The sequence below is a fragment of the Rothia sp. HMSC062H08 genome (genome assembly GCF_001810775.1).
Taxonomy (GTDB): domain Bacteria; phylum Actinomycetota; class Actinomycetes; order Actinomycetales; family Micrococcaceae; genus Rothia.
On the sequence record NZ_KV802651.1, the window covers coordinates 76,149 to 99,479 of the forward strand.

General features: G+C 61.4%; 18 protein-coding genes. 6 read left to right on the plus strand and 12 right to left on the minus strand.

Features of this window, described 5'->3' with window-relative positions:
* Window positions 1-283: 283 nt before the first annotated feature.
* Window positions 284-1,693: a chloride channel protein gene (locus HMPREF2765_RS00660; RefSeq protein WP_070604040.1), complete on the minus strand. Its 1,410-nt coding sequence runs from the start codon at window positions 1,691-1,693 to the stop codon at window positions 284-286.
* Window positions 1,694-2,044: 351 nt separating this feature from the next.
* Between HMPREF2765_RS00660 and proC the strand changes: the two genes are divergently transcribed.
* Window positions 2,045-2,890, plus strand: coding sequence for a pyrroline-5-carboxylate reductase (proC, locus tag HMPREF2765_RS00665; RefSeq protein ID WP_049327496.1), 846 nt, complete (start codon window positions 2,045-2,047; stop codon window positions 2,888-2,890).
* A gap of 228 nt (window positions 2,891-3,118) precedes the next feature.
* Here proC and HMPREF2765_RS00670 read toward each other — a convergent pair whose 3' ends face one another.
* A complete protein-coding gene (locus HMPREF2765_RS00670) occupies window positions 3,119-3,781 on the minus strand; it encodes a potassium channel family protein (protein ID WP_005504725.1) in 663 nt (220 codons plus the stop codon).
* Entirely contained in the window at window positions 3,774-5,393 is a 1,620-nt protein-coding gene (locus HMPREF2765_RS00675) for a TrkH family potassium uptake protein (protein WP_049351891.1), read from the minus strand. The genes HMPREF2765_RS00670 and HMPREF2765_RS00675 overlap by 8 nt, the downstream gene beginning before the upstream one ends.
* A 422-nt stretch (window positions 5,394-5,815) precedes the next feature.
* Between HMPREF2765_RS00675 and HMPREF2765_RS00680 the strand changes: the two genes are divergently transcribed.
* From HMPREF2765_RS00680 to HMPREF2765_RS00690, 4 genes are all read left to right on the plus strand, one after another.
* Window positions 5,816-7,030 carry a metalloregulator ArsR/SmtB family transcription factor gene (locus HMPREF2765_RS00680; protein ID WP_049349139.1) on the plus strand — a complete coding sequence of 405 codons (1,215 nt, stop codon included), beginning with the start codon at window positions 5,816-5,818 and terminating at the stop codon, window positions 7,028-7,030.
* A gap of 90 nt (window positions 7,031-7,120) precedes the next feature.
* The gene (locus HMPREF2765_RS00685; RefSeq protein WP_070604041.1) at window positions 7,121-9,163 is read left to right on the plus strand and encodes a FadR/GntR family transcriptional regulator; all 2,043 of its coding nucleotides are present in this window, start codon (window positions 7,121-7,123) and stop codon (window positions 9,161-9,163) included.
* A 263-nt stretch (window positions 9,164-9,426) separates the two neighbouring features.
* Window positions 9,427-9,525, plus strand: a complete 99-nt coding sequence (locus HMPREF2765_RS09015) for a 30S ribosomal protein bS22 (RefSeq protein WP_005504750.1) — start codon at window positions 9,427-9,429, stop codon at window positions 9,523-9,525.
* A gap of 144 nt (window positions 9,526-9,669) precedes the next feature.
* On the plus strand, window positions 9,670-10,359 hold the full coding sequence (locus tag HMPREF2765_RS00690; protein ID WP_070604042.1) for a histidine phosphatase family protein: 690 nt from the start codon (window positions 9,670-9,672) through the stop codon (window positions 10,357-10,359).
* 133 nt (window positions 10,360-10,492) lie between these two features.
* On the opposite strand, the gene HMPREF2765_RS00695 is transcribed toward HMPREF2765_RS00690, so the two are convergent.
* From HMPREF2765_RS00695 to gluQRS, 6 genes are all read right to left on the minus strand, one after another.
* Window positions 10,493-10,906, minus strand: coding sequence for a PLD nuclease N-terminal domain-containing protein (locus HMPREF2765_RS00695; RefSeq protein ID WP_049341032.1), 414 nt, complete (start codon window positions 10,904-10,906; stop codon window positions 10,493-10,495).
* A 102-nt stretch (window positions 10,907-11,008) separates the two neighbouring features.
* Complete coding sequence (locus tag HMPREF2765_RS00700) at window positions 11,009-11,923, minus strand: 1,4-dihydroxy-2-naphthoate polyprenyltransferase (RefSeq protein ID WP_070604043.1); 915 nt, start codon at window positions 11,921-11,923, stop codon at window positions 11,009-11,011.
* A gap of 126 nt (window positions 11,924-12,049) precedes the next feature.
* Entirely contained in the window at window positions 12,050-13,414 is a 1,365-nt protein-coding gene (locus tag HMPREF2765_RS00705) for an AMP-binding protein (RefSeq protein WP_070598960.1), read from the minus strand.
* 170 nt (window positions 13,415-13,584) lie between these two features.
* Window positions 13,585-14,538 carry a 1,4-dihydroxy-2-naphthoyl-CoA synthase gene (locus tag HMPREF2765_RS00710; RefSeq protein WP_049341035.1) on the minus strand — a complete coding sequence of 318 codons (954 nt, stop codon included), beginning with the start codon at window positions 14,536-14,538 and terminating at the stop codon, window positions 13,585-13,587.
* A gap of 206 nt (window positions 14,539-14,744) precedes the next feature.
* Window positions 14,745-16,232: a sodium/proline symporter PutP gene (gene putP, locus HMPREF2765_RS00715; protein WP_049341036.1), complete on the minus strand. Its 1,488-nt coding sequence runs from the start codon at window positions 16,230-16,232 to the stop codon at window positions 14,745-14,747.
* 381 nt (window positions 16,233-16,613) lie between these two features.
* Window positions 16,614-17,642, minus strand: a complete 1,029-nt coding sequence (gluQRS, locus tag HMPREF2765_RS00720) for a tRNA glutamyl-Q(34) synthetase GluQRS (RefSeq protein ID WP_070604044.1) — start codon at window positions 17,640-17,642, stop codon at window positions 16,614-16,616.
* A gap of 288 nt (window positions 17,643-17,930) precedes the next feature.
* Between gluQRS and HMPREF2765_RS00725 the strand changes: the two genes are divergently transcribed.
* Entirely contained in the window at window positions 17,931-18,839 is a 909-nt protein-coding gene (locus HMPREF2765_RS00725; protein WP_070604045.1) for an MBL fold metallo-hydrolase, read from the plus strand.
* Between the two features lie 119 nt (window positions 18,840-18,958).
* Here the strand turns inward: HMPREF2765_RS00725 and HMPREF2765_RS00730 are convergent, their stop codons facing one another.
* The 3 genes from HMPREF2765_RS00730 to HMPREF2765_RS00740 all read right to left on the minus strand — a co-directional run bounded on the left by HMPREF2765_RS00730 (window position 18,959) and on the right by HMPREF2765_RS00740 (window position 23,206).
* Window positions 18,959-19,978: a glycosyltransferase gene (locus HMPREF2765_RS00730; protein ID WP_044150155.1), complete on the minus strand. Its 1,020-nt coding sequence runs from the start codon at window positions 19,976-19,978 to the stop codon at window positions 18,959-18,961.
* A 277-nt stretch (window positions 19,979-20,255) separates the two neighbouring features.
* A complete protein-coding gene (menD, locus tag HMPREF2765_RS00735) occupies window positions 20,256-22,085 on the minus strand; it encodes a 2-succinyl-5-enolpyruvyl-6-hydroxy-3-cyclohexene-1-carboxylic-acid synthase (protein WP_070604046.1) in 1,830 nt (609 codons plus the stop codon).
* Window positions 22,086-22,162: 77 nt separating this feature from the next.
* Window positions 22,163-23,206 carry an o-succinylbenzoate synthase gene (locus tag HMPREF2765_RS00740; RefSeq protein WP_070604047.1) on the minus strand — a complete coding sequence of 348 codons (1,044 nt, stop codon included), beginning with the start codon at window positions 23,204-23,206 and terminating at the stop codon, window positions 22,163-22,165.
* Between the last annotated feature and the right edge of the window lie 125 nt (window positions 23,207-23,331).

The window sequence follows — 23,331 nt, forward strand, 5'->3', positions numbered from 1 at the left end:
AGAATTTGTGCCATGGTTTAGCGTCTTCTGACATGGTTTTTAACTACGACCAAAGACACTAGCCTATGGCACAAATCCGTAACCCATGACCGAATCTCCGGCTGCGCCAGGTAGGCGGGAGCTGATTATGGGTTATGACTTAGCCTTTTCATCGATAGGTTAGTGTCTTCACTGCGGGTTAAAGACCCACGGCGAAGGCACTAACCTATCGAAAACCTCGGTCTAAAAAACAGGGCGGCCCCGGACGCACACATGCATCCGGGGCCGCCCCTATTTCTGAAAGCTACTTCTTAGCGCCGAACACCCGCGTCCACGCCCAGCGGGTCAGCACCGCCGTACCCACCGCAACCGCCATTGGCAGCCACGCACTCGCACCCTGACCCGTAAAACCAATCAACAACGTCAACGCAGACAGCGGCGCATTCATCGAAATACCCAAAAACGCCGCCGTACCCGTCAACGCCGCAGCATACAACACCATCGACGCACCACCCGGCACCCCGCCCAAACCCGGGAACGCCCACAGCACCAGCGCCGCCACACAAAACGCAACCGCCGCACCCAACGCCAAACCCGGCGTCAACGTACCGCCATAAGAACCGAAACGCAGACTCAACACCACCACGGCAGCCTTCGCAACAGCCAACGCCAACACATACACTGCCGCCGATGCGGTCAAACCGCCCGCCGCCGCATCCAGCGACACATTAAACGTGTGCTGAGTCAGCAGACGACCATTACCCAGAATCTCCGGAAGCCACAGCGAAACCACCGCGACCAGCGCAAACGCTACAGGAATACGCCACAGAAGAGAACGATCCTTCGCCTTCAACTTCTCCGCACGCTGCGACAACGCCCTAAAACCCAACGCCAACGGAGTCAACACCACACCCGTCAGCGCCGCCACTGTCAGCGTCGTCGCATCCAACGGAAGCTGCGGCACCGGGTATGTCGGCTCATTGACAATCACCAGATTCGCCGTGACCGTCGCCGTCCACACCGTCACCGCACCCACATACAGCGACCGCAGGCTCAGACCAACAGCCATCGCCTCCACAAGGTACACCAGGCCACCAATCGGCACCTGATACACCGCCGCCAAACCAGACGCCGCACCCGCCGCCACCAGCAGACTGCGCTCACGAACACCCAACAGCGGGGCACCATCAGCGCCCACAAAACCAAGACGCTCCAGCAGATTCGAGGTACGGCCAGCCGCCAAAGCACCCAGCTCACGAGGAGCGACCTCCTTACCCACAGGAGAGCCCGCACCCACCGCAACAATCTGAATCAGCGAATGCGAAATCTGCCGCCACAGCGACGGGGTACGGTCCTCCTCGGTAGCACCGGCAATCTGCGACTTCACGCCAACCACACGCCGCCCACCGGACTGCAGGTAGTACCACACCAGCGCCACAAACGGGCCCAGCGCCGCCAAAACCAGGGCACGACGCGCCGGATCGGCACCGTCAGTGACCATCGGGTGGTGGCCCTCAGAATGGCCGAAAGTTAGCTCCTGCATAAAGTCCAGAACATAATGCAGAGCAATCGCACCCAAGCCGCTGAACACGCCCGTGACCAGCGCGGCAAGGGTCAGCCCCAGCAGGAGGCGAAACGAAAAAGAACGGAAACCCGCAGGGCTCTGCGGGCTATTCGGGGAAGAACTCGAGGAAGAACCAGTATGAGAAGACATAGAAAAAGGGGTTTGTGTGTTGCGTGCTGTGTGGTGTTGGAGGCTTCATGCCCGGCACAAACTGCCGCGGGTGAAGCTGTTTTCATTCTACGCCCGCAGAATTACGCCCTCCCCGGCATGCCAGAACGTGAGAAGCGGAGCCCCGCCCATTGGGTCGCGGAGCATGAGGTGAAGCCGCCGCCCAGAAAACGCGGAAGAAACAGAGCCAGGTCACATGCCCGTAGCCACACCCGCTATGCTGGAAGGGTACGCCTCCACGCGCCCGCCGCGCACCGAACAGTAGCCCCCGGAACACACCGGCGGCACGCCTGCCGGCACCCGGCGCAGGCACCCCATTAGGAAGGATCAACGATGACCGCAACTATTGCTTTTCTCGGCACCGGCTCCATGAACGGCTCCATCGCCGCAGGTCTGCTCGCTGCAGGCCACGACCCCGCCCACATTCGCGCCACCGTGCGTAGCGAAGAATCTCGCGCCGCCCTCGCCCAGCGCCTCGGCGACAAGGTAGAAATCATCACCACCGGCGGCGAAGCTGACGGTAACCACAAAGCAACCGCCCACGCGGACGTTGTGCTGCTCGGCGTGAAGCCCTACGGCATTGTCGAGCTCGCCCGTGATATCGCACCCGCCCTTGCCCCGAACGCTGTTGTGGTGTCCGTTGCTGCTGGCGTGACCCTCGAAACCCTCGCCGAGTGCCTTCCCGCAGGTCAGCCCATTGTTCGCTGCATGCCGAACACCCCCTCCTCCGTGGGCAAGGGCGTGCTCGCCATCTCCACCACCGACACCGTGAAGGACGAGCAGAAGAAGCTCGTCGAAGAGGTCCTGGGCACCGTCGGCTTGGTCGTTGAAGTACGCGAAGACCAGATGGATGCAGTCACCGCCGTCTCCGGTTCCGGCCCGGCATACGCGTTCCTGCTTGCGGAGGCGATGGCAGCCGCCGGTGAGAAGCTCGGCCTGGACGCAGACACCGCCCTCAAGCTTGCCAGCGCAACCGTTGCCGGTGCGGGCTTCCTGCTCGACACCAACCCGGATGCGCCCGCCCTGCGCCGCGCCGTGACCAGCCCGAACGGCACCACCGAGCGTGCGCTGAACACCTTCGTGGACGGTGGCCTCTTCCAGCTGACCGAGGATGCGATGCGCGCCTGTGCGGCACGTTCGGCGGAAATGAGCCAGCTGTACACCGCTGACGAGGACTAATCGGCGGGGACTAATCAGTGGGGACTAGCCAGCGGGGGCTAATACCGTCCGGTAGCATCCCCCTGACTAGCTGAAACTATAGAAAAACAGCCTCCTCCCGGCAGAACGGGAAGAGGCTGTTTTTGCTATGTCTAATCGCGGGCTGCTCAAACGCGGGTTGCTCAAACGCGGGCTCCTCAAAACCAGCAGAGCTGGGAAAGATAACCGCCGCAGCGCGGAAAAACGCGCTTAGGGCCGCGCCGCAAAACGCTCAATCAGGTCCACCTGACCGGACACAATCAGAATGTCACGTGAATGAATGCGGGTGGTTGCATCCGCGTAGGTGAAGTCCTCACCGGGCGACTTAATACCGACCACAGACACACCGTACTTGGAGCGGATATCCGACTCAGCAAGGGTGAAGCCGTGGGTTTCCTTCGGCGGGCGCATCTTCGCAATCGCGAAGTCGTCATCAAACTCAATGTAGTCCAGCAGTCGACCCGAGACCAGGTGCGCAGCGCGGCGACCAGCGTCCGCCTCCGGGTAGACCACGTGGTGCGCACCGATACGCTCCAGAATCTTGCCGTGTGCGGGGGTGATAGCCTTCGCCCAGATGCGCTCCACTCCAATGTCTACGAGGTTCGCGGTAATCAGCACGGACGCCTCCACGGAGGTGCCCACGCCCACCACGGCGGAACCGAAATCGTCCGCACCCAACTGATGCAGGGTGTCGATATCGGTCGCATCGGCGGAGACCACGTGGGTCAGCACGCCGGACCATTTCTGCACCAGCTCGGGGTCCTTCTCGATGGCGAGAACCTCTTTATTCTGCAGGCGCAACTGGGCAGCCACAGCCGAACCGAAGCGTCCCAGGCCGATGACGAGGACGGGGGCGTTATGTGCACTAGCCAATGGTGGGCCTTTCTTCGGGGAACTTGTAGAGGCGGCGGTGTGAACGCATCGCCAGGCCGGTTGCGGCGGTTGTTGTACCCACACGACCAATGAGCATGAGCACACTGAGCACGTACACGCCTGCCGGAGGTAGGCTCGCGGAGAGGCCGTTTGAGAGGCCGCAGGTCGCGAAGGCAGAGATGACCTCGAAGATGACTTCTTTGAGATCTGCGCCGCTAATGATGAGAATCGATGCGGTGCCAACACCTACCACGGTAGCACCCATAACGATCACAGAGATGGCAATGCGCAGAGAGGATTCGGGGATGGTGCGATTGAACGCTACGACCTTCTGGTCACCTCGCGCCTCGGCAAGAATCGATAGGGCAATCACGGCGATGGTGGTGACCTTCACGCCGCCTGCGGTCGAGCCGGAGCCGCCACCAATGAACATGAGCGTATCCGTCAGCAGCGTGGAGACGGGGGTGATGGCGTCCATGTCAACCAGGTTGAACCCGCCCGAACGCATCATGACGGAGGCAAAGATGGCGTTGAGGATTTTATCGCCGGGAGAGTAGGAACCGATGGTTGCGGGGTTATTCCACTCGAAAGCACCCCAGAAGAAGGCACCGAAACCGAAGAAGAAGAGGGTGGTGACTATGGTCAGTTTTGCGGTGAGCTGCCAGTGCGATGGGCGGAAAGGGTTGCGCTGAATCGCAATGAACACGGGGAAGCCGAGCGAGCCGAGGAACACCGCGATGCAGATGGGTACGAGCAGGAAGAGATCGTGGCCGTAGGGTACGATGCCGTCCGAGTGCGGGGTGAATCCGGCGTTGTTGAATGCCGAAACCGAGTAGAAAATGCCGTGCCACAGAGCCTCGTGTGGTGCTTCGCCGAGCGCGAGGAAGCGCGGGGTGAGGAGCATTGCAATGAATGCTTCGATGGAGAAAGACGCGTACGCCACCGCTTTGACGATGCCGCCGACCTCGCCGAGTCGGCTAATATTCAGGTCTTCCTGGGCGATGAGTTTGGTGCGCAGACCCATTTTGCGGCCGATAGCCAGCGCCAGCAGGGAGGTGATGGTCAGCGTGCCCAGGCCACCCACCTGGCAGGCGAGAAGAATCATTGCCTGACCGAAGGTTGACCACTGATCTGCTGTGGAGACGGTGGTCAGACCGGTCACGGTGACCGCGCTGGTTGAGGTGAAGACCGCGTGGTGTAGCGCGACGCGCTGCCCGTCTGCCGAAGAAATCGGCAGGGACAGCATGATGGTGAAGAAGATGATGACTAGAAAGAAGGCACCGATTGCGGTGCGTGAGGGAGACGCCAGAACTGAGGAATCAATGAAGTCGCGGAAGCGTTCGAGAGTCTTCTGGTTGAACTCTAGTGGGGTTCGTTTGCGCTGAGTCTTGGGGTCTTCGTGGTCACGTAGGGTAGGCAGACGGTCAAGATCGATGCCGGGCACGCTGGTGAGGATGCTGAGCTTTTCAGCTTCGAGGCGGTCGCGGCGGCTTCGGCGAACCTGCTGCTTTTGCGGTTCGGAGGTGGCACCGCTGAGGGTGTCCCAGCGGCGGTTGAGCTGGCCCTGGGGGTGGTGGTGTCGGCGCCGGGTGCGGCGGAGTATGCGTCCCATGCGCCTCCTTCAGTGGGTGTCTGGGTGTTGGTGTGTTGATGTGTTGGGCGGCGGTTTGAGCCTGTGTTTAACGCCTTCTAGTGTATCGCGCCGGGTGCCCGCTGAGGGGGTTGGGGGGTCTGGTGGTTCGGGGGTAAATATGTGAGTTCGGAGAAGGCGTACGGCTGGTTTTGTGGGGTGGAGCCACGAAAACTATATATTCTGTATTGGTTATATAAGTATTGAGGGGTTTGCTGGGTCGCATATGCCTAGGATGAGATACAGGAAATCAACATTAGATGTGATAGGCACTTCATGCTTTTCCCCCTTTCAAGGCTCCACGTTAGGTTAATATTCAGGGGTCTTTCAGAATTTTTGAAGGTAATTTCTGTATCAGCCTCATTCTAAGCTTGAGGCGCCACTTTATATGTCATAATCGCTATATGCATTCTGATGTTTTTTCTGTCATCGCGGATCCGACTCGCCGCCGAATTGTGCGTATTCTCGCTGAGCAAACCCACACTGTGGGTGCAGTGGTTGAAAAGCTGGGCATGAGCCAGCCGACCATTTCGAAGCACCTGAAAGTACTTCGCGATGCAGACGTGGTCTCCGTGACCGTGGAGGGGCAACGTCGCCTCTACTCCCTGAACCCGGATGTATTCGCCACCGTGACCGAGTGGATTAACGAGACCGTTCAGATTGCACGTCAGTCCAGCGAAGCACACGTGCCCGTGGCACTGCCCGGTGGCGTGACTGCATCTGCCTCGGATAAGGCGACGGCTGAGCACGCAGCCGAGAAGCCGGCCGAGAAGACCTCTGAAAAGAGCGCTCCGAAGCCCGAAGTTGAAGAACCCGCTCAGAAGCTTGCGCCCGCCGCAACCGCGGAGAAGGCTGATGAGACCGGCTCTGAGACTTTCGTCGTTGAGGCGCCCACCCCCGAGGAAATCGAGCAGGCACGCATTCAGCGCGCCCGCGCCCAGTACCTGACCCCGAGCGCACGTATTTACTCGCGCCCGGCGGAGCAGGCTGCTGAAAGTGCCGCCTCCGAATCGACTGTTGAGAAGACCGCTGCTGAGCCCACCTCGCAGGAAGAGGCAGTGGATAGCACCCCGATGCGCCCCTTCACTCCCGCATCCTACGGTTACGATGCTGGGGTGACCCCCGCGGCGTCGGCAACCCCCGCTCAGCCCACTACCCCTGCGGCACCTGCTGAGGCTAAGCCTGTTGTAGCGCAGAAGCCGGTGGTATTCCCTCAGCCTGCGGCGGCGGTGTCTTATGGTGTCGACCCCGCTGCGGTTGTGGGTGGTTCGATTCAGCCTATCGCAGTGACCCCCGAAGCTCCTGCTGCCGAGGAGCCCGCGGTGGCTGAGAAGACTGTCAACGAACAGCTTGCAGAAAAGGCTGAGGAGAAGCCCCCGGTTGAAGAAACCGTAGTTGCTGAGAAGCCTGCAGTTGAAGAATCTGCCACCGAGAAGGCCGCTGTAGAAGAGTCTGACAAGGCTGAAGGCGCGTCTGAGGCTTCCTCTGAGGAGCCCGAGTATCAGACCATGCCCGCCTACGATTCGGTGTACCGCCCCAGCGCTGAGACGACCAGCGCCGAGGCGAAGGATAACCACCGCGGTGGTCTCTTCGGCTTCCTGCGTGGTCGCCGCCGCTAAAGCGCGCCCTGACGCCGTTCGACCTCCGGCATAACTCTGTATAAAGCACACACACTCTCACTCACCTTATTGACCGAAAGACGCATTCACGTGGCTATTCATCGTAAAATTCTGCGCTGGCTCGAGAACGAATTGTTCGAGGGCAACATTCAGCTGGGTCAGGACCTGCCCAACGATAGCGAAATTGCGCGCGCTATTGGTGTGAGTCGTTCCCGTACCCGCGAGGCTCTGCGCACCCTGGAAGATATGGACCTGGTGCAACTGTACAACGGTCGCGGCAAGGAGATTCTGGTGCACCTGAGCGATGAGCCTGCCGCTGCTGCGAGTGCCGCTCTGCGCCTGCACATGTCCAGCTCGCGTTACCCGACTCGTGACCTGGTGCAGACCCGTATTCTGCTGGAGAGCTGGGCGATTGCGCGTATTGACCCGAAGACGGCATCTTTCGCGGAGATGGACGAGGTCCTGGCGCAGATGGAAGACTTCGACCTGTCGATTCGTGATTTCCTGGAGCTTCTGCTGACGTTCCACCACCAGGTGATGCGTTGCGGTGGTAACGAGCTGCTGGTGGGTCTGCTCGCGTCGGTGCGTCAGCCTAGCTTTGAGTCGATGCTGTCGCTGGTGGGCCGTATGCCGCTGTGGAGTAGCGCTGTGGAGCGTTTGCGTGCTGAGAGTCGCGCTATTGCGGAGGCTCTGAAGGCTGGCGACGCTGCGACTGCGCGTGCCATGGTGATTGGTCAGCTGCGCGGCATGTATTCCGATGCCGGTATTGACCTGGAGCAGGAGGCGACCTCTGCGAATGGTCTGCCGGGTGAGCCGATTGCTTCTGAGTTTGCGCCGGTTGATGTGGATGAGTTTGCCGCTGATGACTTTGATGATTTGATGCAGGATGACCCGTCCTTCGCTGATGTGGGGGCACTTTCTGCCGCGGATGCTCCTGTTGCGGCGCCGGTTGAGCCGGCTCAGGTTCCTGCTCCGGTTTCTGCTGCGGTGTCTGCGCAGTCTGAACCCGAGGTTGCCCACGGTGATGAGGCGGGGTCTGAGATTTCCTTCGGGCCGACTGATACCTCTGCTGATACTACAACTGGTGCGGATATTTCTGCTTCTGACAAGGCAGAACGTACGATTCCCGCTGCGTCTCAGCCCGCACCTGCTGCGGCTTCCGTAGCCACCGCACAGCCTGCCGCTCATTCGGTGAGCGCGGATGTGCCGCTGAGCTTCGGCACCCCGCGCCGTAGCACCTCGGTATCGCAGGTTACCCCGGCTGCTTCTGCGGCACCGGTTGCTTCTGTAGCGGCTAGCTCCCAGACTCTCGCTTCCCAGCCCCTCAGCTCCCAGACCCCCAGCGGTCAGCTGCCGAGCGTCCCTGCCGCGTACGCGCAGGAAGAAGCTGAGGGTCCCGCGAAGGTTCTGCGCGCCTCCACGGCGGCTCCGCGTCGTCGTAGCGGCCAGATTATTTCTCCGGTGCGTGCGACCATCATTAAGCCGGTGGATCGCAGTAAGGTGCTGACTGCGCCTGCTCGTACGGCGCGTCCTGCGGCTGTTGTGACTGCCGCGGCGCCTGCGGAGACTGAGCCGGCTGAGAAGGTTCTGCGTGCCCCTGCGCGCCAGGAGGCGCCCGCTACTGAGCCTGCTGAGCCTACCCGTCTTGAAGCGGCTGCGACCATCCACGATACCTACGAGAAGCTTCCGCATGATGAGCCGGTGCAGGAGCGCGGCGGCATCTTCTCGAAGATGAAGCGTTTCTTCGGCGTGGATGTGTACGAGCCTGAGCATGACGAAGCGCAGGAGAGTGCCGAGAAGGAGCAGGTTCTGAAGGCTGAAACGAAGCCCCAGCCCCAGCCCGCTATTGATCAGGAGGCGCTGGCTCGTGCTGAGGCTGAGCGTGCTGAGCGTTTGAAGGCGTTGCACGCGGCGGCTGAAGAAGAGGTAGCTGAGGAAAACGCCGTTGAAGAGGTTTCGGTGGAAGAGCCGGTTGAAGAACCCTCTGAGGCTTCTGAGCCCGCGCTGGAATCGGTAGAGGCTGCCTCCTCGGCTGAGGAGAGCACTCCTGAGGATGCTGTAGCTTCTTCCGGTTCGGTGCTGTCTTATGGCCGCGCTAAGGGCTCGAAGAAGTCGAAGAAGAAGCGCCGTTAGGGCTACCGAATCCCCGTTTTCGCCCCGAGATACCCCGGATATACCCGCGGGAAAAGCGGAAATTCAGGGAAAAACTCCTGAAAAGCCGCTCTCGAATGGTGAAAATGGGGGTAAACCTAGTACTCTAGGTAGGTAGCGCTCTAAAACGCAAGGGTATTTCTGTGCCTAAAATGCGTTTTGGATCGGTTATACCGGTATAAATATCCCCGGGTAGCTACCGAGTCGAATGGCTCGGCCGGGTACGAGTAAAGTGAGGAAATCCTATGGGTTCCGTTATCAAGAAGCGCCGCAAGCGTATGTCCAAGAAGAAGCACCGCAAGCTGCTTCGTAAGACTCGCCACCAGCGCCGCAACAAGAAGTAAATAGACTTCTTTCGCCCCGCCCTCCGTATGGAGAGGCGGGGTTTTTGCGTTCCTACAGTTTTTGCGGGCCGGGTTTTGCATTTGTAGAGGGTATGTGCGGGTCACCTGTTTGGGGTGCGGCGCGCTATCTGAGAGACTGGGATTATGACTGAAACTTCCACCATTAAAGTTCACCTCATGCGTCACGGCGAGGTGCACAACCCCGAGCGTATTGTGTACGGCCGTCTGCCCGGCTACCGTCTGTCCGATAAGGGCCAGCAGATGGTGCGTCTGAGCGCCGAGGAGTTCGCGGCTCGTGCTGAGCGCGGTGCCCGTTTCGTGCATCTGGTCTGCTCGCCGTTGCAGCGTACCCGTGAGTCTGCCGCCCCGGTTGAGGAACTGCTGGGCCTGACCGCGCAGCCGGATGAGCGCGTCATTGAGGCGGATAACTACTTTGAGGGTCTGCACGTGAACGCGCAGGAGCTGCTGAGGAACCCGCGTCACTGGATGAAGCTGTACAACCCGGCGCGCCCCTCCTGGGGTGAGTCGTACCTGGACCAGATTCGCCGTATGGCGGCGGCTGTTCAGGATGCGGCGCGTACCGCCTATGAGCACGGCGGCGAGGGCGCGGAGGCGATTATTGTGTCGCACCAGCTGCCGATTTGGACTACTCGCCTGGGAGTTGAGGGCCGCATGCTGCAGCATGACCCGCGTGCCCGTGAGTGCAACCTGGCGTCGATTACGACTCTGGCGTTTAGCACCACTGATTTTGAGCATGAGATGCCGCATTTTGTGGGGTATTCGGAGCCTGCCGCGCCGCTGTACGGTGGCGTGATTCAGCTGCCCGGCAGCTAACAAACCCGGTAGCTAGTTCCCCAAGCTGTTTTGAGCATAGAAAGAGGCTGTGAACCCATCCGTTACGGATGTGCTCACAGCCTCTTTCTGTACACCCTGAGGGGCGCACGAGCTGCAAGTCTAGCTGTCCTGACTAGTTATGCCCGTTACCCTGAGTCGGGGTGCCGTCGTCAGGATCCTTAAGATCAGAATCCTGCTTGTTGTTCGATTCTGCCTCGCGGCTGCGGCGTTCGCGTTCTGCTTTTGCTTTGAGCCAGCGCAGGTACTCTTCATCGTCGTCGGGGGAAGATACCGAGGGTGCCGGGGTGTTGCGTCGCTGACCGAAGCCGGGGCGAGGAGCGCCTGCTGCGGGCTGTGCCTTGGGGCGGCCCAGGATAAGCCACATGAGCGGGCCCACCACGGGGAAGAGCAGGGTGACGAGAACCCACAGCCACTTGGGCAGGGTTCGCGCCTCGTGTGCGGGGGTGCGGACGGCGTCCAAGAGGGTGTAGAGGGTCAGCCCCACGATGAGGGCGGCGCCGCCAATAATCAGCATGGCTCGAATCATAAGCACTACTATGACATACCGCCGCGTTATTGCGGAACTGTGAACCGGGTGCCCGCTAGCGGCGTAATGGCGCGGTAATCCGGCGCAGATTTGTACGTCGGCTTAGTAACCGGTGAACACCTGAACCTCGTGGCTAATAATGTCCAGCGAGCCCAGCCACACGGCGAGGGCAAGGATCACGGAGTACACGAGCGCCACAATACCCGCCTGCTTGAGCACGGGAATCAGGTCGCGGCCGCCGCGCGTCCACACGGTCACGCAGGAGTGGATGGTCGGGCCGACAAGCAGGAAGATCAGCAGGAACCAGGGGTTCTCGTCGAGCAGGAGCACGCCCAGGCCCAGTGCCAGCGCCATCTCCACGATGTAGGTGATGCGCGACCAGCGTTCGCCCAGGCGGACCGACATGGTCAGCTTGCCCGCCTCAATGTCGGTGGGAATGTCACGCACGTTATTCGCCATGAGCAGCGCACAGGAAATCAGACCAATGCCGATAGCACCAACCCAGCCGAGCAGGGTCAGGGTGTGTGCCTGCGTGTAGAGGGTGCCCAGGGTCGCAACCAGACCAAAGTAGACGAAGACGAACACGTCGCCCAGGCCCATGTAGCCGTAGGGGTGCTTGCCGCCGGTGTAGCCCCACGCCGCGAAGACGCTGGAGGCGCCAATCGCCAGGAACCACCACTGGTTCGCCAGAGCCACCAGGGCAAGACCGGCAAGCATCGCTAGGCCGAAGCAGGCGAAGGCGGCGTACTTGACGGAGCGGGGGCTTGCCACGCCGGAACCAACGAGGCGTAGCGGACCCACGCGGTCTTCGTCGGTGCCTTTGATGCCGTCGGAGTAGTCGTTGGCGTAGTTCACGCCGACCTGCAGGAAGAACGCGACGAGGAACGCCAAGAACGCGTAGAGCGGCTTGAATTCGTTGATCTCGTAGGCGGCAGCTGAGCCGGCAATAATGGGGGCGACGGCGAGCGGCAGGGTGCGCAGGCGAGCGCCTTCAATCCATTGGGCGGCAGTTGCCACGGGGGTTCCTTCCGGGTCTATGTGCGTATGATGCGTGGGTTTTGTGATGAGACGGGTTGTGACGGTGACGGTCAGGGCATGCGGGCGGGTGCGTGTGCGGGGTGAAAACCCGCGGATGAGCTTGCTTTAGCCCTGACGGTAGTCTCTGTCCAGGATACTGTATATTTCTGCGCGGTCCGGCTTGCCGGTGCTGGTGAGCGGGAAATCCGGCAGGATGCTCAGCTGCTTGGGTGCGGCGGGGGCACCGAGCTTTTCGGCGCAGTGGGCACGCAGTAGGGCGCAGAGTTCTTCGTTCAGGGCGGGGCGATTCTCGGTAGATGTAGCCGCGGCACCGGCAGAAGGTACGAGCGTGACCGCGGCGGCGATGGCTGTGCCCCAGCGGGCATCGGATAGGCCGACTACGCAGGCTTCGCGTACGGAGGGGTGCTCTTCGAGGACGGTCGCTACGGCGCGGGCGGAGATTTTTACGCCTCCGCTAATGAGGACGTCGTCGCTACGTCCGAGCGCTTGCAGGCGTTGCTCGCTACAACTCTTGTTGCTGTTGGGAGCTGCTGCAGAGCTCAGCAGCCCGTAGTCGTCGGTGCGGTACCAGCGGGTGCCGTCGGCGGCGGTGAAGAAGTGCTCGGCGGTGCGGGCGGCGTCGCCAATGTAGCCGCTGGCGAGGTGCGCGCCGCTGATCCAAATACGGCCCACCTGCACAGACTCTTCAATCGCCGACTTCCCCTCAATATCCGGCACGGCGGGCATACCTTCTTCGGGGACGAGTTTAACCTGCACGCCGGGCAGTACGGAGCCGGAGTAGACGCATCCGCCAGCGGTTTCGGCGCTACCGTAGGTGGTCACCGTGTTCAGCCCCAGGGCGGTGGCGGCGGCGAGCAGGTCGGCGCTGGCGGGGGCGCCTCCGAGCAGGATTCCGGTGAAGGAGCTGAGCGCCTCGTGAATATCAGCGCCCAGGTGCGAATCGGCGTCCGCGCTTTCAAGGAGCTTATGTAGCTGGGTCGGTACCAGGGAAATAAACCTGCGTGCCGAGCTCATTCGCTCAACCGCCTGCAGAAAAACCTCGGGGCTAAAGTGCACGGGCTCAATGACGGAGCGGGCGATGACCGGGGCGGTACCGGCGAGTACGGAGCGGGCGAGCACCTGCGCGCCGGCAATATAGTGCGCCGGAAGAGCCAGGAGCCACTGCGATGCTGCATCGGAGTTTGAGCCGAAGAACTGCTCGGTGGCTGCCGCACTGGCGGCAAGAGCTCGCGCGGTCAGTGCGGTGCGTTTGGGGGTTCCGGTGGATCCGGAGGTGCCCACCACCAGCGCGATAGGCTCCGCAGCCGCACCCGCATCCGCCGCGTACCCGCCCAGTAGTTGCTCAAAGGCGCCCAGCATGGCGTGAGGGTCGGCGGGCTGATCGGCACGCACCTGTACCGCCTGCGGATGCAGGGCAACCTCCTGCGGGGCGGGGGAGGGCATGAGCCCGGGTACGGGGGTGTTCATCATGGCTAAATCCTTAGCGGCTGTTTGTAGCGGCTGCGTGCTGTCATGCGCCGGTGTCATATGCCGGTGCGGCATCAAATGCGCCGGAGCCGGATTCTTAGCTGAGGTTCTCAGGGTTGAATCCGGCTCCGAGCCTATGCATCTGAAACTACTTCTGTAGAAGGGGCTGTCTCTTAGAAGTAGTAGGGGTAGTTGGACCAGTCCGGGTCACGCTTCTGCAAGAACGCGTCGCGGCCCTCCACAGCCTCGTCGGTCATGTATGCCATGCGGGTTGCCTCACCAGCGAAGACCTGCTGGCCGAGCATGCCGTCGTCGGGCAGGTTGAAGGCGTACTTGAGCATGCGGATTGCCTGCGGGGACTGGCGAGCAATGTGCGCCGCGTATTCCAGGCCCTTGTTCTCGAGCTCTGCGTGGGGAACGACGTCGTTGACTGCGCCCATTTCGTACATGCGCTGTGCGTCGTATTCCTTGGCGAGGAAGAAGATTTCGCGGGCGAACTTCTGACCCACCTGGCGTGCGAGCAGCGCCGAACCGTAGCCTGCGTCGAAGGAGCCGACGGTTGCGTCGGTCTGCTTGAACTTGCCGTACTCTTCGGAGGCGATGGTCAGGTCAGCAACTACGTGCAGGGAGTGGCCGCCGCCTGCAGCCCAGCCGGAGACCAGGGCGATAACGACCTTGGGCATGGTACGGATGAGGCGCTGCACTTCCAGGATGTGCAGTCGGCCTGCGCGTGCCGGGTCGATGCTTTCTGCGGTGTCGCCGCTGGCGTAGTGGTAGCCGTCGCGACCGCGGATGCGCTGGTCGCCGCCGGAGCAGAATGCCCAGCCACCGTCCTTGGGGGAGGGGCCGTTGCCGGTGAGCAGTACGGTGCCCACGTTAGAGGTCATGCGGGCGTGGTCGAGGGCGCGGTAGAGCTCGTCCACGGTGTGCGGGCGGAATGCGTTGCGCACCTCGGGGCGGTCGAAGGCGATGCGCACGGTAGGCAGATCGCGCAGAATCTCACCGTTTTCGTCGCGCTCAACCTGGCGGTGGTAGGTGATGTCGGTGAAGTCCTCGAAGCCCTCAACGACGCGCCAGTCGGCGGGGTTGAAGATGTCCGAGATCTTTTCGGGAAGTTGTGCAGTCATAGACCCTATTTTACGGTGCCCGCGGTGCGGCTCGTCGAGGCCGGGGAACGAAGCACGCTCGGCATAATATTCCAATAACAGAATATGATGCGCGGGAAGGGCCTCTGTCCTTGCGCTCATACCTGTATCTTGGCAGGTTAAGACCCTATAAACAGACCAAGGCTCGGACCGCGTGTGTGCGGCCCGAGCCTTGGGGAAGAGACTCTTTACTTGACCTTGGCGAGCTCAACCGCGCGGTCGAACTCTTCGTCAATGGCGTCGTTCTTCTTGTAGGTCATGAGCGAAACCACGATGGCGACAAGCAGCGCCGAAGCGAAGCCGGGAACCATTTCGTAGAGCACAGACTTCATGGGGCTCTGGCCCCATGCGAATGCCACAACGGCGCCGGTAATCATGGAGGCCAGTGCACCCTGGGTGGTCAGCTTACGCCAGTAGAGGGAGAGCAGAACGGTCGGGCCGAATGCCGAACCGAAGCCAGCCCAAGCGAATGCGACCAGCTGCAGAATGGAGCTGTTGGGGTTCCATGCCAGGGCACCGGCGACCAGCGCCACGATTGCCACGCCTGCACGGCCGAGCCACAGGGACTTGCCGGCGCTGAGCTTCTTCGAGGAGAAGATGCCGTAGAGGTCCTCCACCAGAGCGGAGGAGCACACAATCAGCTGCGAGGAGAGGGTGGACATAATTGCCGCCAGAACCGCAGCCAGAATTAGGCCCGCAATGAGGGGGTGGAACAGAATCTGGGCGAGGTCCAGGAAGACCGACTCAGCGGTTTCCGGGTTGGTGAGGGACGCCTCGGGGTGGCGTGCAAAGTAGGCGATACCCATGAACGCGCCGCTCAGTGCGCCGAACACGGTCAGAACCATCCAGCTGATGCCGATGCGGCGGCCAGACTTAGCGTCCGCGGGGGTGCGCATTGCCATGAATCGCACAATAATGTGCGGCTGACCGAAGTAGCCCAGACCCCATGCGAGGGATGAAACAATACCGGCGAAGGTGGTACCCGCGAAGATGCTCAGTGCGTCGGGGCGTACCTGGCTGATGGACTCAACCACGGGGCCCACGCCGCCGAGGTCAATGATGGTGACGACCGGAACGGCAATCAGTGCTGCGAGCATGAGCAGACCCTGAACCATGTCGGTGTAGGACGCGCCCATGAAGCCGCCGAAGAAGGTGTAGAACACGGTAATGCCTGCCAACAGGAGCATACCGGTGTGGTATTCCTGACCGAAGGAGGACTTGAAGAACAGACCGCCGGACACCATACCGGAGGAGACGTAGAAGGTGAAGAATACCAGAATCACGACACCGGAGACGATGCGCAGCACGCGCTTGGTGTCATGGAGGCGGTTGCTCAGGAAGACGGGGACGGTCACGGCGTCGCCGGCAACTTCGGTGTAGCTACGCAGTCGCGGTGCCACGAACGTCCAGTTGCACCATGCGCCGATGGTCAGACCGACGGCGAGCCATGCCTGGGAGAGGCCGCTGAGGTAGACGGCGCCGGGCAGACCCATGAGGAGCCAACCGGACATATCGGAGGCGCCTGCTGAGAGTGCGGCGACGGTGGGGGAGAGCTGTCGCCCGCCCAGCACGTAGTCGTCGAGGCTGTTGTTCTTGCTATTTGCCCATAGGCCAATTGCGATCATGGCAACAAAATAAATCGCCAGCGCGATGACCTGGTATGTACTCGCGGCCATAATGTTCCTTCTCTCCTGGTGATAATGCTTGCCTGTGTGTATTTATGCGCTACCCCATAACTTTATGAGTGGCATAGGATACAGTCTAGGCTTTGAAGGACTGAAAATAAAGTCTATTTGACGTTAAAGAGCGCGAGTCTATGGAATAAATATGTATTTTCTGTGTAAAATCCATGGTCGTACACGTGGGCCATTGTGGGAGCGTGTGCGAAAAAGTGCCCGAAAAATCCCTAGAATTCAGGGTTTCGGGCACTTGAGTGAAAGATATGTAGTTGAAAAGCAACGCAAACGCTCAATGGCATATGCATCTAAAACGAATTAAACGAAAAATTTAAAAGCCGTTCGGAGTGTTGAACTGTTACAAAACAATGTCACAGAGGTTTAGAGGTCCCTCACGACCCACGGCTCAGAAGCCATACGAGCCGGGTCAAAACGCTCCAAAATCGCCGCCGCATTGGGCACCGGAACATCCGCCGAATGGGCAGAACCATCAACGTTATACACCGGAATGGAGGCGGCAATCCACCCCAAAATCGTCGGGATTTCAACGCCCGCCTCACGCAGCTGCGGCAGGGTCACCGCACCATCACGCTTCGCCAAGCGCTTACCCTCCTCGTTGAGCGCCAGCGGCACGTGAGCGTAACGTGGCTGTGCCAAACCCAAAAGCTGTGCCAAATACGACTGGCGAGGCGCCGAAGGGAGTAGATCATCACCGCGCACAATCTGCTCAACACCCACAAAGGCGTCATCCACCACGGAGGTTAGGTTATAGGCGTACGTGCCGTCATTGCGCACCAGCACAAAATCATCCACCAGACCGGTGTATGCGCCGTAAAAATCATCCTGCACGGTGTAGCTCGTGCACTCGGCGCGCAGGCGCAGAGCCGGCGGACGCTGGGCGCGGCGCTCCTCCCGCTGCACCTCCGTCAGCTCGCGGCAAGTACCCGGGTAGGCACCCGGTGCACCGTGCGGGGCGCTCGACGCCTCCTGAATTTCGCGGCGAGTACAGAAACACTCGTAGACGAGTCCCGCCTCGCGCAGCTGCGCAACCGCCTGCTCATAGGCGGCAAGGCGCGTGCTCTGGTACAGCACCCCTGCCTCCTTACCCTCGGTGCTCTCGGCTCCCTCAATACGCTCCGTCGAGGCGCCGGGGCTCGCGTCCCAATCCAGGCCCAAAGTCGCCAAGTCAGCAATCTGGCGTTCCGCCGCGCCCGGGCGCACACGGTCCAAATCCTCCACGCGCAGGTAGAAGGGCTTGCCGCCGCGGCGCGCCATAGCCCACGCCAAAATAGCGGTACGCAAATTACCCAGGTGCAAGTCCCCCGAGGGGGAGGGGGCGTAGCGTCCGGTGCCGCTGGGGAATGGCTGAGTTACAGGCTGAGCAGAGGATAGGCTAGAGGAAGAAGTCATACTCCTATCCTATAGGGCGCGAATTTCTGGTTCCTGCTCAGATTCCCACGGGCTCCTCACTGACTGCTCACTGGCTCCTAACCGGCGCTGGACTAGCTGGGGGAACGCGCCACCCGGCTAATCAATCTGTGGAGGTTGTCAAGCATCACGTATTAGCTGTCCGTAGAGGCTGAATTATGCAGAATGATGCACTTTCATCCCCTTAGAAGCGTGCAATAGTGCAAAAATATGTTCTCCAGAAGCCCGAATAGCCCCTCAGTCGCCAAAAATTACAGTAGGGTTGTATCTATGGCTCGTACTATTGAACTCGCAGACGGCGTGTACCGTATTGCGACCGACAACTACCGACTGAACACCGGACTGGTCCTCGGACTGGAACGGGCACTTGTCGTGGATACCGGCGCAGGTCCCCGTCAGGCAACCGAAATCTATGATGAGGTTCGCCGTCTCACGCGCCTTCCTATCACCGTCGTAAACACTCACGGTCACTATGAGCGTTTCTTCGGTAACGATGTTTTCGCGGCAATGGGTGCCGAAGAATTCTGGGCGCATCCTCGCGCCGCGCGTGCAATTCGTAAATACGGTGAGGCGCAGCGTCCCTACGTCGAGACGCTCGAACCGGAAATGGCGCACCACCAGGGTGCAGCCACCGATATTATTGTCCCCAACCGCCTGGTCGCCAATAGCGGTGACGGTATTACCTTTACCCCCATTGACCTGGGTGAGCGTAGCGCAACCCTCATGTACATGGGTCCCGGCCACACCGATGGTGACATTCTGGTCGGTATTGAAGACGTGCTCTTCATGGGTGGTCTGATTGAAGAGGGTACCGACCCCTACTTCGAGGATTCCTTCCCCGACCGTTGGATTGACACTCTCGGTGCCGTGCTCGAATTTGACCGTTACCGCGTGTATGTGCCCGGTAACGGTGAGCCGGTGGACCGCACCTTTGTGGAGCGTGAGCGTAACACCATGGTGACCGCTATTGAGTCGATTCGTTCCTCCACTCTGGACCGTGAGGATGAAGCAACTACCGCGGCAATGTATAAGCTGCCGTATGCGCCGGGTGCGACTCGCTTCCTGCTGGATCGATTGGCTCAGCTGGAGAACGCACCGGTGGCGGCGTACCTCGATTCGGAGCACCCGGATACCAGTGGTTTCACGGGTCCGATTACTCTGGGTCAGGCATCGTACTAAACCCCGTATGCAATATGCCTCATGGGGTATAAATACAGGTGAGGGCTGGTTTCTGTGATAGAAACCAGCCCTCACCTTTTATATAGCCTCAGCTGTTTACCTTCAGCGAGGTGACGTTTTTAGTGCTGAACGTACTGGGCGCGCATTGCCTCGCAATCAGCCTTCAGGGAGGCAGGGACCTCACCCATTGCCTCGCACAGCTGAACGAAACGGTGACGCCAATCCAGGCGCTGCAGCGCCTGACGAATCTGCTGCTCACCCTGTGCCGGAGTCCAGCGGGAGGCAGCCTCGGCAACCTGCGCGAGGCCCGCACGAGCATCCGCGTGGTCAATGTCGATGGTCGCGCCGTCCCAGAGAATCTCGCGTACGGTGGTCGTGTTCGGAACCTTGCCGACCACGGTCACGCCCGAAGCCAGCGCATCGGTCCAGCGGCCGGTAATGTACTCCTTGGTCGGGTGAGTGTACGGCGCCGGGCTGACCGAGGTGGAGAACGCCAGCAGGAACTTCGCGCGGTTCAGCGAATCCTGCAGGTGCTGAGCCGACTCGCGGTCGTTCGCGCCGAAGGGCGGGCGGCCCTCAAAGCTCAGACCCAGCTCGCCGGCGAGGGCGGCGGTCGCCTCGTCATCTTCGTAGGCGGCGGGCTGACGGCCCACGCGCAGCAGGTCGGTGCTCTTCGACTCCAGCGCAGCCAGACGGTCGCTGAACTTGCTCCAAACATCCGCACCCCAGGGCAGAACGCCGGGGGCCTTCACGCCCGCAGCGGTCCAGGGCTGAACGTCGTCAACGTCCGCAACGAAAATACGGTCGTAGGTGGAGGACTTAGCCACCGCGGGAATACGGTCATCCCAGAAACTATCAATCACCCAGCCGTAAATCGCGCCGTAGCGGCGGAACGCGAAGGAACGCTGCGAAATGGCGTACAGCTGACCGGGGTCAGAAGCAATCACCAGGCAACGCTTAGAGCCGCCCTTGAGGCGGGGCAGGCGCGCCAGAAGCTTGGTCTCCTTGCTGAGGGATGCGCCCACATCCACGGTGTGCACGGTGCCGCCGGTGTAGCGGGCGAGAAGCTCCGCCATGGCGTGTACGGGAACCCAACCGGCTCCGGAGGGGACAGCAACAATAATATCGAGTGAGCTCATGAGAATCCTTGGGAGCGACGTCTGCCGCATGCGCCGGGCTCGCCGGGGTAAAACCTCGGGTTGCGGGCGGTGTGCATCAGCGGCAAGAGCGTGAAGGTCAATAAATGATAGATAGGGTGCCTTACGTCAGCAGGCGCGCAAAAAACGCGAATGCAGCGGCGAGTGAAACCGCTACGACCGGCTAGCGTTCAGCCACGGAAGGCTATGGCACAGGTAGTTTTCAGTATATCGGTCAACCCTGCGCAGGGGGCTTAGCCTGCAACCTTTAGAAACGGCTTTAGGGTGTGTGAATGCGCACCTCAACGCCCGATTCGGTCCCAAACCCAGCAGCCATGCGCGCCAAATCAGTATTCGGGGCGGCAACCACCGTGAAGAAACGATCCACAGCGGCGGTGAACTGCTCCTGACGAGCCATATCACCGTGTTCAAGGGTCGTGAAAATACCGCCGCCGGCATCGTCAAAGACCTCAACGCGCAGCTCGGGCAGAAGCTCAGTATTCGGCAGGTTCAGCGAGGAAACATCGTGCTGGAAGGTCAAATCACCGCACAGCAGGGTCACCGGCAGGGCGGTACCACCAATGACCGGGCGGGAGTTCTCATCCACACCGGCAGGGTAGTAGCCAGACAGAGACACGCCAATAGCGGTCGCAATTGTGCCGTCAATACCGGCAAGACCGCGATTAGCAAACACGCGCGCGGGGGCGGGCTCGCCCAGGGCGGGGGCTGCCGCATCCAAATCACGCACCAGGTTTGAGGATCCCAGTACGAGCAGGCGGCGCTGAGCCACCGCATCCTGCCAGACGCGGCGGGCGTAGGAGCGGCCAGCGGTGCGGTTGCGGTAATCGGTGTAGTCAACCGTGCTCTCAGCACCGGGATGTTCGTAGGCGGCAATGGCGCGCAGGCACTCATCCTGCAGCTCGCGGGCGGGCTCAACCCACTGCTCTAGCCAGCTCAGCTCGTCCACCAGCTCATCAGCGGCAGCAGAGGATGCGCACGCAAACTCGGTGAGCTCGTGCGGGGTCGACAGCTCCACGAAGGAGCGAGCGCCCGGCTCGTACCAGCTGGCGCGGCGCGGGGCGTAGAACGCGCACTGAATATCTTCGCGTTCCAGCAGCGCCGTAATCGGGCGCGAAAGCGTCGGGTGGCCGAAGAGCACCACACGCTCAATCTGCGCGGCGGGCTTGAAGGACGCATCGCCGAGCAGCTGCGGGTAGTGAGGAATGGAGGTTACGCCGTGGCGCGCCTCGGAGGAAGGCTCCGCAAACAGCGGCAGGTTCAGCACGCGCGCGAACTCCGCCGCAAACTCGCCGGCACCGTCAGCGGCAACCACCACGGTGCGGTGCGCCGGGGTGAACTCCGCCAGGTCCGCCTGCGCCTCCAGGGAATCCAGAAGCCAACGCTGCTCAGCACTGGAGAGCCCGGAACCTTCAGCGCGGGCGGCGCGGGCACGGCCCTCAGCCTGCGGGTCGTAATCCTCCAGCAGGCTCTGCGCCCACTGCGGCAGCATCTGCGCAAAACGGCCAGAGGGAGTCAGCGGCGTATCGAAACAAATGTTCAGGTGCACCGGGCCAATCGGCTCCGCCGACTGCTTGCGCCAGTGTTCGGCGCTACGACCGGTCAGCGCATTCAGGCAGACGGCAAAGGCCTGAGTCTGCTCGCCCTCCACCTGCTCGGGGTAGGAGGTCAGATCGGCTTCAGCACGCACAAAAGGATGGAAGAAACTCGCCTGACGGGTCGTCTGATTCACGCCGCTACCGCGCAGACGCTCCGGGCGGTCAGCGCTCAGCACCGCCAGCGGCACACCGGCGTGGTATGCCTCCATGACGGCGGGCATGTACTCGCCCAGAGCCGTACCGGAGGTGCACACCAGGCCCACCGGCTGACCGGACGCCTTGGCAATGCCGAGGGCGGTAAAGGCTGCACTTCGCTCGTCCACGCGCACGTGCGCAATCAGGGCGCCGGCTTCAGCGGCGGCGGCAATAGCGTACGCAAGAGGTGCGCTACGGGATCCCGGAGACACGACAACATGCCGCATACCGGCACGAATCAGCGAATCGAGCACGGATACTGCGGTGAGCATGGCGGGGGTTGAGCGGTTTTCAGTCACCGTACCATTCTAATGCCGCGGGCTTTTTCCTTCAGTTTTGGTTACCCTTCACGACCTCATCGTTACAGCGCTAACCGTTACAGATCAGCGGTGCGTTCCAGAACGCGGTAGCAGGCGGTGACGCGTTCCACCCACCATTGGTGGGTCTGCTCATCGGTGGCAAGACGCGCCAGGCGCTGCGGGCTGGGGGTGATGGCGCGCAGGTCCATGAACCCGTCGCGGGCGATGAGCGGCTCGTCGGTGACGTCTTCAGCCATGAGGGAGACCGTGCCCAGACCGCACCCGTACCTCAGGGTCGGCAGGGAAGCCGCCAGGGATGCACCGGTGGCGATGCCCACCGAAGACTCCAGCGCAGAAGAAACCACCGCCGGTAGCTGCGCCTGCTCCACCAGCGCGAGCGCACGGCGTACACCGCCCAGAGGCGCCGCCTTAATAACCATCAGATCAGCGGCGTTCGCGCGCGCCACCTTGAGCGGGTCTTCCGCCTTGCGGATCGACTCGTCCGCGGCAATGCGGGCGGGCAGACCCTCCTTGGCGATAGCAAAGCGGAGCGCAGCCATATCTTCAATGGTTGCCACCGGCTGCTCGGCGTAGATAATGCCGTACTCGCAGAGCTTGCGCAGCGCCTCAAGGGCACCGTCGAGGGTGTAGCCCATGTTCGCGTCCACCTTCAGGCGTGCATTCGGGAGTGCATCTCGTGCCGCCGCCACGCGCGCAACGTCATCGGCGAGGCTCTGGCCCTTCTCAGCCACCTTGATTTTGAGTTCCTGAATCTCACCCTCATACTTGGCGAGCACCTCCGGCACACGCTCGGCGGGCACCGCGGGCAGGGTCGCGTTCAGCGGGATGCGCGTACGCACCGGCTCCGGGGTGGGCAGCCACGCCGCCTCCAGCGCGCAGGCAAGCCACGCCGCAGACTCCTGCGGACCGTACTCGAGGAAGGGCGCGAACTCGCCCCAGCCGTACGGGCCGCAAATCAGCGCGCTCTGGCGGCTATTGACCCCACGGAAGGTGACCGTCATCGGAATTTCGACCGTGAAAAGGTTCTCCAGAACCTCCTGCAGTGGCGGCAGGGGAGTGTTCGTGAGGTGAAAACCGTAGCCGAGAGGCGGCACGCTCATACTGGTGTTCAAGGTATCTGCCCTTCTTCGATGCGCTATGAGCTCACCATAACATTCCGGGGGCGGGGGGGTGCGCTCGCACCCTGTCACGCATTCTCTGGAAACTCTCAGGTTGTGGTCGAAAA

What these genes read in the sequence shown, in the direction of transcription:
- HMPREF2765_RS00660 (WP_070604040.1), bottom strand. Translation starts at nt 1,693, where the DNA reads ATGTCTTCTCATACTGGTTCTTCCTCGAGTTCTTCCCCGAATAGCCCG.
- proC (WP_049327496.1), top strand. Translation starts at nt 2,045, where the DNA reads ATGACCGCAACTATTGCTTTTCTCGGCACCGGCTCCATGAACGGCTCC.
- HMPREF2765_RS00675 (WP_049351891.1), bottom strand. Translation starts at nt 5,393, where the DNA reads ATGGGACGCATACTCCGCCGCACCCGGCGCCGACACCACCACCCCCAG.
- HMPREF2765_RS00680 (WP_049349139.1), top strand. Translation starts at nt 5,816, where the DNA reads ATGCATTCTGATGTTTTTTCTGTCATCGCGGATCCGACTCGCCGCCGA.
- HMPREF2765_RS09015 (WP_005504750.1), top strand. Translation starts at nt 9,427, where the DNA reads ATGGGTTCCGTTATCAAGAAGCGCCGCAAGCGTATGTCCAAGAAGAAG.
- HMPREF2765_RS00690 (WP_070604042.1), top strand. Translation starts at nt 9,670, where the DNA reads ATGACTGAAACTTCCACCATTAAAGTTCACCTCATGCGTCACGGCGAG.
- HMPREF2765_RS00695 (WP_049341032.1), bottom strand. Translation starts at nt 10,906, where the DNA reads ATGATTCGAGCCATGCTGATTATTGGCGGCGCCGCCCTCATCGTGGGG.
- HMPREF2765_RS00705 (WP_070598960.1), bottom strand. Translation starts at nt 13,414, where the DNA reads ATGATGAACACCCCCGTACCCGGGCTCATGCCCTCCCCCGCCCCGCAG.
- HMPREF2765_RS00710 (WP_049341035.1), bottom strand. Translation starts at nt 14,538, where the DNA reads ATGACTGCACAACTTCCCGAAAAGATCTCGGACATCTTCAACCCCGCC.
- putP (WP_049341036.1), bottom strand. Translation starts at nt 16,232, where the DNA reads ATGGCCGCGAGTACATACCAGGTCATCGCGCTGGCGATTTATTTTGTT.
- gluQRS (WP_070604044.1), bottom strand. Translation starts at nt 17,642, where the DNA reads ATGACTTCTTCCTCTAGCCTATCCTCTGCTCAGCCTGTAACTCAGCCA.
- HMPREF2765_RS00725 (WP_070604045.1), top strand. Translation starts at nt 17,931, where the DNA reads ATGGCTCGTACTATTGAACTCGCAGACGGCGTGTACCGTATTGCGACC.
- HMPREF2765_RS00730 (WP_044150155.1), bottom strand. Translation starts at nt 19,978, where the DNA reads ATGAGCTCACTCGATATTATTGTTGCTGTCCCCTCCGGAGCCGGTTGG.
- HMPREF2765_RS00740 (WP_070604047.1), bottom strand. Translation starts at nt 23,206, where the DNA reads ATGAGCGTGCCGCCTCTCGGCTACGGTTTTCACCTCACGAACACTCCC.